Raw genomic sequence first — 10,000 nt, 5'->3', positions numbered from 1 at the left:
CATTGTCAACGGTGTAAAGGTCGATCCCATGCGCATTCGTATACCTGACAGTAAAGCATTAACCAGTCAGGACTTACAAGCATTCTTGCGCGAAAAACACAATATTGATTCTTTGTTAAACAGCCCAACACCACCAGAAGATGCTTCTTAAACAACACATAAAATGGACAGCCAAAAACTTTTTAATATTTCTGAAAACAAAAACGTCCTAAATTTATAAAAGCAAAAAGCATAAAATTTTCAGTGTTTATTGTTCTCCAAGCTTTACACAAAACTCACATTATGGATCTGAAGCAATGTCGAATCTTCGAAGAAGATTGCAACTGACTGCATTTAAAAAAAGCGATAACATCTCTTAATCTTGGCTTTCCAGATACGGAGGATGGCTAAGGAATCACAATTACTGTAATAATCTTGGTGAGTGTATAAGAAAAAGACATTCACGTTAAAGCTTACAGCCTCCTCTCAACTGCACAATTGATGATGAAATCTATCATCAATTGCCTTATTTTCAAAGCCATCATATAAAAGTCATAAAGCTCTGATCTTGGACTTTTTCTTCATAAATTGCTGCAGAAGAGCAGAGATATCAATTAAAAAAACAAAATACGTAAAAACGAGCACTGCTTTATGAGCAATTTTATCTAACTTTTGTCACTATAAACAATTTTTCAGATACATGGTCTCATCTAAAAGAGAGCTAAAAAATATAATGTATATTAAACGTTAATTTTAACAGCTCTTATAAGATCACCCCTGTCAAATGTTTTATAGAGTTATTTTGTTCGAGTGATAATTTTATGAAATACAAATACACGATAATTGCTATTTTTTCTTTTACCATCTTTGTGTGTATAAAACCTTATTTTTCTCACGCTCAAGATCTTCCTGTGACACACAAAACAAGACGAAGCTTCATCGAAAAATTACCTAAGCCTCAACAAAGTACGTTCGATGATCGTTCAACAGATGTCTACATCGTCAATGAGCTTACCAATCCGCCTACTTCTATGGCTTTAATTGGTAAAGGTATAACGCGTGGAGAGTGGAAAACAGGAGGACACTGGAGAGCCGCAGGACCTACGGTTATGATTGCGTCTGGCTTTGTAGGAAAAGTAGCGACCACATCGAATGCTTGGCTTGTTGGATCCGGTGGTTGGGCTAAATATAGAGTACAAAACGACGGAACTATTTTAACATTCCGTTGGTATAATCCATATATTGGTTCCCCTGAATACTCTGCTACCTCTAGCAAAAAAAAATATTATTTTGAACGAAGGGTGGAAGAAGGTAAAAATGCGAGAGTAATTTGGTACGTAAAAAGAAGAGAGCGAGTGAAAAATTATTCTGTCGTCATAGCAGCAGATCCGCAAGCTTGGCGCTTAGAGTCTGGTGATCCTAACGCAAATAGCAATAGAGAACCATGGTTAAAAGCCAATAGAAAAGTTGCAAATGCAATAGAATCACACGCCGCTACATTTTATATAGTCAACGGCGATTTAACTGAATTTGGCCGGGAACAAACCTATCAAGACTATGCAGATGTATATAAAAGCATTGTTTATCCTGTCTATGAAGGACTAGGAAATCACGATTACTATAATAATGTTAATGATTGTACAATACCACTAAAAAATCTTTCAAAGGATGCATGTGCGGTGAGTGCTGTTCAAAGAATGATCCAAGAAATCAATAAATACAGCCATGCTTTACCTAGATTTAATACAGATATCACTTTTCGTAAGGACCCTCACCCTCATATAAAGCGCTATATAATAACTGGGAGTTTAAGTTACTCATGGGACTATGGGGATATTCACTATGTGCAGCTTCATAATTATCCAACTTATACAGCTAATTTATATAACGGTGAGACTCAGGTAAAAATAACGAAAGCTTTGAAATGGTTGAAAAAAGATTTAGAAGCTGCTGATAGAAGGGGAAAAGCTACAATTCTCAACTTCCACGATGCTCGTCCCTATTTTAAAGACAATGATTCGCATTTTCTTCATCCCAAAAATACGAAAGATCTCACTGCCTTTAAATCAATCATTAAACGTCATAATGTCAAAGCAATCTTTGTAGGACACGAGCATCAGCAAGTCTCTTGCCGTGCACAAAATGATAAAGTCTTCGGAAATATCCCTGTATACACAGCAGGAGCACTCTTCAATGGAGACTACTATCTTGTCAATGTGCAAGGACAAGACATTCACATTAAAGCGTATAATGGGAAAACAGGGCAACCAGTTTTGGTCAAAGATTTAGGGCTAAATGGAGCCAACACAGACCAATGGAACAGTTGTAGTAATTTATAAGGGCATTTATTACTCTTAACCTTAACGAACAAAGGGGATGTTAACATCCCCTTTTAAGAGAGCTCTTTTGCATCATTCATGCTGAGTTTTGGTAAAGGAATCACAATCTTTGTTCCTCCCAAAGCAGAAGTTTCAAAAAGTGGTTTTTCACCAAACTGCATACAAAGCTGTTCGACAACCAAACGACCAAGACCTGCTTTCTGCGCCGCACTTTGGCTCTTCATGCCCACTCCATCATCTTCCACAATCAACATGAATTGTCCATCTTGTTGGGGACCAAAGGAGACATAAATATGTCCAGCGCGCTGGTCAGGAAAGGCATGTTTGAAAGAATTGGTGAGCAATTCACCAAGAATAATTCCAAGCGTTGTTGCATCTCTTGAAGACAGTCGACAGTCTTTAAAATTCGTGTGAACGGTGATATTTTCGCGCAATTCAAAAGGCACTGCCAATTCAACATCATGCACCACCGAACTGAGAAATTCTGCGAGTAAAGTTGTTTCCATATCATCACTCAAACGCAAACGGCGGTGGGCTGTAGATATTGTCTGGATGCGATCACGTGCCGCACCAAGAACAGCACGTACTTCTTTATTTTTGCTCCGGTTTAACTGTAGCCCAAGCAAAGAAGACACCGTACCAAGGGAATTGCCAATACGATGGCTTGCATCCTGCAGCAACATTTCAACCCGTTGTCGTTCTTTTTCGGCGTGATTGCGTGCCCTTTCCAATTCCTGTGTCCGTTCTTTCACACGTGCTTCAAGCGCTATATTTTCACTATGAAGCAGTAATTGATACATCTTTAAGGAGCGCACATCTCGATGAAACCGATTAACAACAAAATAGGCAGAAATAAAAGTACTGACGACAGAAAATATTGCTGCCAATGTTAAAGCTGCCCGCATAAGCGCTATACCCTCGCGCTGTTTTTGCCGCACCGCATCATCGCCATTGAGAAAGCTTGTCATCAATTGTGCAAGACGTGCCACTTGAATCTTGGGGACTTCTAAAGAGACTGAGGGTTGAGAAGATTGATCAGGAAGCACATCCACCGCATGCATATGAGCATTCATAAAAGCTTTGCGTGTTTCGACCTCTTTTTTAAAAGCAGCAAACCATTCATACCATTGCGGATGGTCATAAACAATAAGCGCCGTATAATCGAGAATATCATCAATTTCACGTGCGGCATTTTCAAAGCGTGCTTTGTCTTCTGCCTTTCGGGTTTTTGCATAACTCCGGTCAGCAACAGCCATATCGATCAAACCAATAAGCACCAAATCAGCCTGTTCACGCAATTCTGAACTGGTATTCAACTGTGCAACTTCTCGATCAACGGCATTTGAGAGCAGCATAATAAAGACTGAAGCAAAGAGAGCCATAATCAGAGAAACAACAATTGCACCCCAACGCCAGCTTGATATGCTTGAATCAGAAGAAGGATTATGAGAAAACAAATTCGTCTTTGTTGTCATAGAATTTCCATTGGCGAACCTGAAAATTGTCATTTTTCAGCACAAAGGAAAACGCCCTTATGAAACATAACACAAAAAGCCCGCTGGAGAGTTTCATACAGGCTTTCCTCACTTTTTCCTAAGGAGTCATACTAAACACTCTGAATTTCCTCAGATGCTGACTTTTACCTTAATAGCTATAACGGGAATAAAAAAAACAAGGCTATTGACCATAATTATTATGCTTTTTTAGCCGTTAAATGAACACAATGTGCTTCCAGCGGAATGAGCATCGGGGCCGTAATCAGATTCACCATTGACTTTAAGAAGTTCCTGTAAGCGATTGCGTGCTCTACTCACACGGCTTTTAATTGTACCCACAGCACAACCACAAATAGCTGCAGCATCTTCATAAGAAAAACCGGAAGCTCCAATGAGAATAATGGCTTCTCTTTGATCAGCAGAGAGCATATTTAAGGCTTTTTTGAAATCTTGCAAATCGAGTGATCCATATTGAGCAGGATGAACCGCTACATTTTGGGTAAACACACCATCAGTGTCTTGAACTTCTCTTCCTTTCTTGCGCATTTGGCTGTAAAATTCATTACGCAAAATCGTAAAAAGCCAAGCTTTCAGATTGGTTCCCATTTCAAAACTATCCTGTTTTGCCCATGCCTTCATAACGGTATCTTGGACCAAATCCTCAGCTTTATCGTGTCTACCACTTAAAGAAAGTGCAAAAGCCCGCAACGCTGGCAACACTAAAAGGAGTTCTTGTTTAAAATTTTTTACGCCCTCTGCCATGGTGGTTTCAAGCCTTTTCCACATGATTTAAGCTAAACTGCTCTGCGCGCTCCAGCCTGTCTAAAAGCTCCAACAAACGCACTGGTAGGGCTTCTTCTTGAATTTCCGTGTAAAATTGGCGTAACTTCCGTGCTATTTCGCAATTGACCCCAAGAAGATCATCCTCACTTGTGAAATGATTGGTGAGATTTTTTTCATCACGGTCGTTCATTTTTTATCCCCCTAATCCATATAATATCAGTAGCACCGAGAAGAATTTTTCGCCTCATGGTTGTAAATATGGTTGTATGCAAAAAGTTCCATACGAAGAGAGGAACTTTTTCATCTCTTGAGAATTTCAATCAACAAAGTGCTTCAAAGGTCAAAGGAGTTATGAACATGTCATTATCAACGCGTATAGCACCGCATCTTCCTTATCTTCGGCGTTTTGCCCGCTCTGTGACAGGCAGCCAATCATCTGGTGATGCTTATGTGTCAGCGATGTTGGAGGCGCTTATTGCAGATATTTCCATTTTTCCCAAAACATCCAGTGATCGCATTGGTACCTATTGGTTGTTTTGTCATCTTTTTGACCAAACCACCTCTAATATACCTGAACCACTTCCACAATTTGGTCTTGAACAAAAAACCAATGCCAAATTATCGTATCTTACCCCTCGTGCACGCCAAGCATTTTTATTGATTGCGGTTGAAGGGTTTAATGAACAAGAAGCCCGTGAAGTCATGGATCTTGATGCGAAAGCGTTCCGCACACTTCTTAACCAAGCCTCGACGGATATTTCTCAACAAATTGCTACAGAAGTTATGATTATTGAAGATGAACCTCTCATTGCACTGGACATTGAACAAATGGTAGAAAGCTTAGGGCATCAGGTGGTAGGAATAGCGCGCACCCGTGATGAGGCTGTCATCATGTATCATAAGAAAAAGCCGCGGTTGATTTTGGCAGATATTCAATTAGCTGATAACAGTTCGGGCATTGATGCGGTTAATGACATTTTGAAAAATGACCAGATACCCGTGATCTTTATCACGGCTTTTCCTGAAAGATTATTAACCGGAGAGCGCCCAGAACCCACTTTTTTAGTCACCAAACCCTTTAATACTGATATGGTGAAAGCGCTTATTTCTCAGGCTTTATTTTTTCAAGAGAATGCCTCTAAAGCGGCCTAAAACAGACTAACATTTTGCAAAATGATCGTTACGCCCATTCCAAACCCCCCTATGGATAAATCCCATCTTAGCGCTCTCATGCAAGCGATCCGTGGTGCAGATATTTTTGTTTTATACCAAACAACAAATCTGGTTTATTTATGGGCTGAAAACCTTCCACAGCATTTGCATAATAAATGGCGGGTAGGATGTCGTGACAGTGATTTTTTTTCGCTTGATCTTGCAGACAATATGGAAACAATCAAATTGCAAGTTTTAGCTACTGGCAAAATGCAAACCATTGAAGCCCGGTTTGAAGATATGGCAAAACAAGCCATGTGGTACAAATTTTCTATTGATTGCCACCGCAATGATCATGGAGACATTATCGGTATTATCACCACTGGTGTTGATATTTCAGGCTTACGTCGACGTGAACAAGTGCTGAAAATACTCCTTCGAGAAGTGAGTCACCGTTCTAAAAATCTTCTTGCCATCATTCAAAGTATTGCCAGCCAAACGGCACGCTATACTGAATCCCTTCAGGTTTTCTTACGCAAATTTCAAGGACGCCTTCACTCTCTTTCTCATTCTCAAGATCTCATCACCGATTCCGATTGGCGTGGTGCCCAATTTCGCGAATTGGTACAAACGCAAGCTTTAGGCTATTTGATGAAAGAGACAGAACGTTTTTCACTTGAAGGTATAGATCCTTATCTTTTTCCCAATGCCGCTTTACATATTGGTTTGGCTTTTCATGAACTGATTGTGAATTCACTTTCTTTCGGCGCCTTATCCCAAGAAAAGGGCAGTATTTGTGTAGGCTGTGAACTCCACACAAAAATAAATGGAAAAATGCAACTTCTCATCACTTGGAATGAGCGTTTTGAAGCACAAACACTTCTTGTCAATAAGAAGCAACGCTGTTTTGGCAGTACTGTCTTAGAAAAGATTGTCCCTGTTTCAGTGAATGGTTCAGCTTCTTTAAAATTAACAGAGACAGGGATTGTTTATTGCTTATGTGTTCCTGATACATATTTTGATACTTTTTTTTAAAAATTTTTAAAAAAGCGATTACCAGACTACAAAATGGGAAAGCCAAAGACGGATGTTATTATTCTCCTACACTTCCCTATCCAGCACAAAGATATTTTTCTGCACAACACCTTTTTGAGCATTTAGCCTATAATTGAGTTTTCCGGAACCTCACCGGAACCTAAAACCTTTAAAAACGTTTGTTCATAAAGAAAACGCCTAAAAGCTGACATATCAGATTTTATACTGTCAGCCTCTTATTTGGAAAATATTTTATGAATACCCTGGTTTTTCTTCTTCTCTTGGTTTCGTGTACGGATGATTTTAACAGCTGTTATTCTAACAAAACAATGGTTACAACCTACCCAACAGCTCAGGCATGTGAACAAGCCATGATACCATCCACAAAAAAATTTTCCTCTTATGGACAACAAATCTTTGCCCAATGCACAAGCATACGGGCCAACTTACAGCAACAAGAAGTCAAGTTGATCTGGTCTGTAACGAATCGAGGCAATTTTCTGCTTAAAAGCAAAAATATCGATGATAAAACGCCTGAAGAGTATGAAACGAATATTTTACCTTCATCCTTTCCTCTTAATCTTTCTTCCACCAACCTCTTGCATAAAACGCCTTAAAAGCATAAACCCATCGGGCTTTAAGAAAATAACGGAAAAGAGTATAGCATGATGGATAAGAAACAGATTCAGACCTCAAAAGACCATCGCGCAGAGCAAGATATCCATCCTCAAGACCAAGCTTTAGACCCAGCGGTGGAACGCGTAAGAAAAAAGCTTATGCGTTTAATGATTATTTCTATTTCAATAACGCTTATTCTTATTCTTGCTGTATTCTTTGGCGTTATCTATAAAATTGTAGCAACAAATTCAGCGCCCCAACAAACACCTCCTTTTTCCTCTCACAGGATAAATCAAGAAACTGTTCACCACACACTCTCCTTACCGGAAAAGACGCAGATTTTGTCGCAAAGTCTCTCAGATCACAATATTGTGCTGAAAATCTTAACACCAGAAGGACAGACAAAATTTATGATTTATAATTATTATACCGGTACACTGATTGCTGTCCTCTCTGTTGAAACAACAGAAGGGGCATCCGCTTCTCCCTCTCGTTAAACAAGCAACAGTTTTCATAAACGCTTGAATATCGCTCTTTGGTTTAAACATTTTCCTCTGCCAAAGCTGTTACCACCCGACGACGTGGTTTTTTCTGTATTTCTTCTGTTAAGAGAGGAAAAGTTGCCTCTTTTCCTGTCGACGCATCACCATTTTGAGAACTGTCCAGCGCTTCCCAGCAAAGTTTCAAAATCGGCAAGTGCAAGAGAGATTCCGTCTTGAACAACAGAACACCTTAAGGCAATAAGATCTTTCACAAACGCTTAAATAGCGCTCTATTGCTCTTCGGTTTAAACATTTTTCTCTGTTGAAGTTATGACCACTCAATGTCAAAATATTAATTTATAATGATAATTTATCTTTTTGCATGTCAAATGAGTCCCCCGAATATTGTAAGGTTCTCTCATTGCAAGCCTACTTATGTTGAATCAAATAAAATCATTTATTTGTATGTTATAAGCAGGGTTGTCGTATGGGTAAAAAAGAGAGAAGAAAGGCGTAAAAATGCCTGTAATGTATCGTCTCAATACCAAGGGCTGTCGCAACAGGGATTTTGCAACATTGGGGGCGGTAAAAAACATGATGGGGCCGGTTTGTACCTTGATAAGCGTAAAGATGGTGGTGGTTCGTGGATTTTACGCTCTACTATCCACGGGCGGCATTGTGAAATGGGCTTAGGTGCACTGAGAGATATCTCTTTACAGGCAACGTACGATACTGCCTTTTCTTTTTGATATTTCCATCGTCACCAAAGGTTTTGATAAAGTTTACTTTTCCATAGAAAGACAGAGAAAGGCTGTTTTCAACAGAAGCGCCAAGTTTTTTGGCGCTTCTGTTTATAGGATAGAGGATGCTTGTTTTTACAGCCCCATATTCAATTTACAGCTCTGTTTTAAGATTTACAGTCGGAGCCTGAGCTACCAGGGTTTGAGCTACCGGAGCTTGCCCCACCGGAGCATGAGCCACTTTATCTTAAAGTTGATAGTTTTATCTTAAGACTGCTCGCCTTGGTTTAAAACTGATAGCGGATACCTCCTGAAAAGCTTGCTCCGGAGATGCCGGTTTTTTGTAGCTTTTGTTGGTAACTAACATCACCATGAAGGGACAAATTATGTGAAAGTTGCGCATTGATGCCAAGCCCACCTTCAAGAGCAGATCCCATAGGATCAAGGTCAAAGTTATCGCCAATTGTGATGTTTCCATCGTCACCAAAGGTTTTGATAAAGTTTACCTTCCCATAGAAAGACAGAGGATGGTTGTTTTCAGTGGCAATGCTTTTTGTGAAACGTCCCCCAACACGGATTAACCATTGCGAAGGGTTGTTCATATCAATGGTTAGATCATTGGCATCATTAATGGGTTTAAACATCAAATGTTGGTAGGCAAGTTGTGCTTGTGGTTCAAGCTCTATTCCTGCCATTCCTGTCGCAAATTTTTTACCAACGGTGGCAGAAGCACTCAAGGTTGTGGTATCCTTCAATTTCGCGGTGCTTTTGATAAGAGCCGTGGCGATATCTCCGTTTAGCATGCCATAGGATGCTAAGAGATCGACATACAAGCCATTGTTATGTTCTAGACTACCGTAAGCTGTGAGCGCCCATTTGTTGAGTGTGCTCTTATCAGCCCCCTCCATCTGTTTTGGGGTGAAGGAGATTTGCCCATAGGTACCTATAAGACCAAAATGCGTGGTAATGTTTTGGCTTTCTATTTCTAGCAAAGAAGCCCCTGCTTGTGCGGCCGCATAGCGAATATCGGCGCCATAACCATATTTGAGAGAACCGCGTTGGGAAGCTAAGGTTGCAGTGCTGCCATAGGGTGAAAAGAAGAAAGAATAATTCTGTGTTGTGCGTATGTCAGCTAACAGTGCACTTTGTTTAGCAATGTCGGTAAAGCCCGCATAGAAGAGAGCATTGGGCATCACGATATAGCTTGCTGCTTGCGGTACAAGGGCAGCTATGCCACCACCGGAACCTGAACCACCAGGGTTAGAGCCACCGGAGCCTGAGCCACCAGAACCTGAGCCACCGGAGCCTGAGCCACCGGAGCCTGAGCCACCAGAACCTGAGCCACCGGAGCCTGAGCCACCAGAACCTGAGCCACC

12 protein-coding genes (1 of these 12 only partly in view) are annotated in these 10,000 nt (G+C 40.4%); 7 read left to right on the top strand and 5 right to left on the bottom strand.

The window, feature by feature from the left end; all coding sequences use genetic code 11:
* Together ME1_RS03115 and ME1_RS03110 are read left to right on the top strand one after the other, a co-directional pair.
* Window positions 1–151 carry the 3' portion of a M23 family metallopeptidase gene (locus tag ME1_RS03115; protein ID WP_004863117.1) on the top strand. It extends 1,838 nt beyond the left edge of the window, so only the last 151 of its 1,989 coding nucleotides appear in the window; its start codon lies beyond the left edge, outside the window; it ends in the stop codon at window positions 149–151.
* Between the two features lie 649 nt (window positions 152–800).
* Window positions 801–2,318, top strand: coding sequence for a metallophosphoesterase (locus tag ME1_RS03110; RefSeq protein ID WP_004863113.1), 1,518 nt, complete (start codon window positions 801–803; stop codon window positions 2,316–2,318).
* 53 nt (window positions 2,319–2,371) lie between these two features.
* Here ME1_RS03110 and ME1_RS03105 read toward each other — a convergent pair whose 3' ends face one another.
* From ME1_RS03105 to ME1_RS03095, 3 genes are all read right to left on the bottom strand, one after another.
* The gene (locus tag ME1_RS03105; RefSeq protein WP_004863110.1) at window positions 2,372–3,793 is read right to left on the bottom strand and encodes a sensor histidine kinase; all 1,422 of its coding nucleotides are present in this window, start codon (window positions 3,791–3,793) and stop codon (window positions 2,372–2,374) included.
* Between the two features lie 228 nt (window positions 3,794–4,021).
* Window positions 4,022–4,576: an RNA polymerase sigma factor gene (locus ME1_RS03100; protein WP_004863105.1), complete on the bottom strand. Its 555-nt coding sequence runs from the start codon at window positions 4,574–4,576 to the stop codon at window positions 4,022–4,024.
* 7 nt (window positions 4,577–4,583) lie between these two features.
* Complete coding sequence (locus tag ME1_RS03095; RefSeq protein ID WP_004863103.1) at window positions 4,584–4,787, bottom strand: NepR family anti-sigma factor; 204 nt, start codon at window positions 4,785–4,787, stop codon at window positions 4,584–4,586.
* A 167-nt stretch (window positions 4,788–4,954) separates the two neighbouring features.
* Between ME1_RS03095 and ME1_RS03090 the strand changes: the two genes are divergently transcribed.
* From ME1_RS03090 to ME1_RS03075, 4 genes are all read left to right on the top strand, one after another.
* Window positions 4,955–5,749, top strand: coding sequence for a response regulator (locus ME1_RS03090; RefSeq protein WP_004863101.1), 795 nt, complete (start codon window positions 4,955–4,957; stop codon window positions 5,747–5,749).
* A gap of 21 nt (window positions 5,750–5,770) precedes the next feature.
* On the top strand, window positions 5,771–6,784 hold the full coding sequence (locus tag ME1_RS03085; RefSeq protein WP_004863098.1) for a PAS domain-containing sensor histidine kinase: 1,014 nt from the start codon (window positions 5,771–5,773) through the stop codon (window positions 6,782–6,784).
* 254 nt (window positions 6,785–7,038) lie between these two features.
* Window positions 7,039–7,401: a hypothetical protein gene (locus ME1_RS03080; RefSeq protein ID WP_004863095.1), complete on the top strand. Its 363-nt coding sequence runs from the start codon at window positions 7,039–7,041 to the stop codon at window positions 7,399–7,401.
* A gap of 48 nt (window positions 7,402–7,449) precedes the next feature.
* A complete protein-coding gene (locus ME1_RS03075) occupies window positions 7,450–7,899 on the top strand; it encodes a hypothetical protein (protein ID WP_004863092.1) in 450 nt (149 codons plus the stop codon).
* Window positions 7,900–7,942: 43 nt separating this feature from the next.
* On the opposite strand, the gene ME1_RS07950 is transcribed toward ME1_RS03075, so the two are convergent.
* On the bottom strand, window positions 7,943–8,104 hold the full coding sequence (locus tag ME1_RS07950; protein WP_155815195.1) for a hypothetical protein: 162 nt from the start codon (window positions 8,102–8,104) through the stop codon (window positions 7,943–7,945).
* A gap of 169 nt (window positions 8,105–8,273) precedes the next feature.
* Here ME1_RS07950 and ME1_RS08375 point away from each other — a divergent pair, with 169 nt between their 5' ends.
* On the top strand, window positions 8,274–8,633 hold the full coding sequence (locus tag ME1_RS08375) for an Arm DNA-binding domain-containing protein (RefSeq protein ID WP_245256288.1): 360 nt from the start codon (window positions 8,274–8,276) through the stop codon (window positions 8,631–8,633).
* 278 nt (window positions 8,634–8,911) lie between these two features.
* Here the strand turns inward: ME1_RS08375 and ME1_RS03065 are convergent.
* Window positions 8,912–10,000, bottom strand: a 1,089-nt coding sequence (locus ME1_RS03065) for an autotransporter outer membrane beta-barrel domain-containing protein (RefSeq protein WP_004863088.1), incomplete at its 5' end; no start/stop codon positions are given.

It is taken from the genome of Bartonella vinsonii subsp. arupensis OK-94-513, from assembly GCF_000278235.1.
Taxonomy (GTDB): Bacteria; Pseudomonadota; Alphaproteobacteria; order Rhizobiales; family Rhizobiaceae; genus Bartonella; species Bartonella arupensis.
Note: the sequence above shows the minus strand (reverse complement) of the source record. Positions and strands in the feature narration are given on the sequence as shown.

What these genes read in the sequence shown, in the direction of transcription:
- ME1_RS03110 (WP_004863113.1), top strand. Translation starts at nt 801, where the DNA reads ATGAAATACAAATACACGATAATTGCTATTTTTTCTTTTACCATCTTT.
- ME1_RS03105 (WP_004863110.1), bottom strand. Translation starts at nt 3,793, where the DNA reads ATGACAACAAAGACGAATTTGTTTTCTCATAATCCTTCTTCTGATTCA.
- ME1_RS03100 (WP_004863105.1), bottom strand. Translation starts at nt 4,576, where the DNA reads ATGGCAGAGGGCGTAAAAAATTTTAAACAAGAACTCCTTTTAGTGTTG.
- ME1_RS03095 (WP_004863103.1), bottom strand. Translation starts at nt 4,787, where the DNA reads ATGAACGACCGTGATGAAAAAAATCTCACCAATCATTTCACAAGTGAG.
- ME1_RS03090 (WP_004863101.1), top strand. Translation starts at nt 4,955, where the DNA reads ATGTCATTATCAACGCGTATAGCACCGCATCTTCCTTATCTTCGGCGT.
- ME1_RS03085 (WP_004863098.1), top strand. Translation starts at nt 5,771, where the DNA reads ATGATCGTTACGCCCATTCCAAACCCCCCTATGGATAAATCCCATCTT.
- ME1_RS03080 (WP_004863095.1), top strand. Translation starts at nt 7,039, where the DNA reads ATGAATACCCTGGTTTTTCTTCTTCTCTTGGTTTCGTGTACGGATGAT.
- ME1_RS03075 (WP_004863092.1), top strand. Translation starts at nt 7,450, where the DNA reads ATGATGGATAAGAAACAGATTCAGACCTCAAAAGACCATCGCGCAGAG.
- ME1_RS08375 (WP_245256288.1), top strand. Translation starts at nt 8,274, where the DNA reads ATGAGTCCCCCGAATATTGTAAGGTTCTCTCATTGCAAGCCTACTTAT.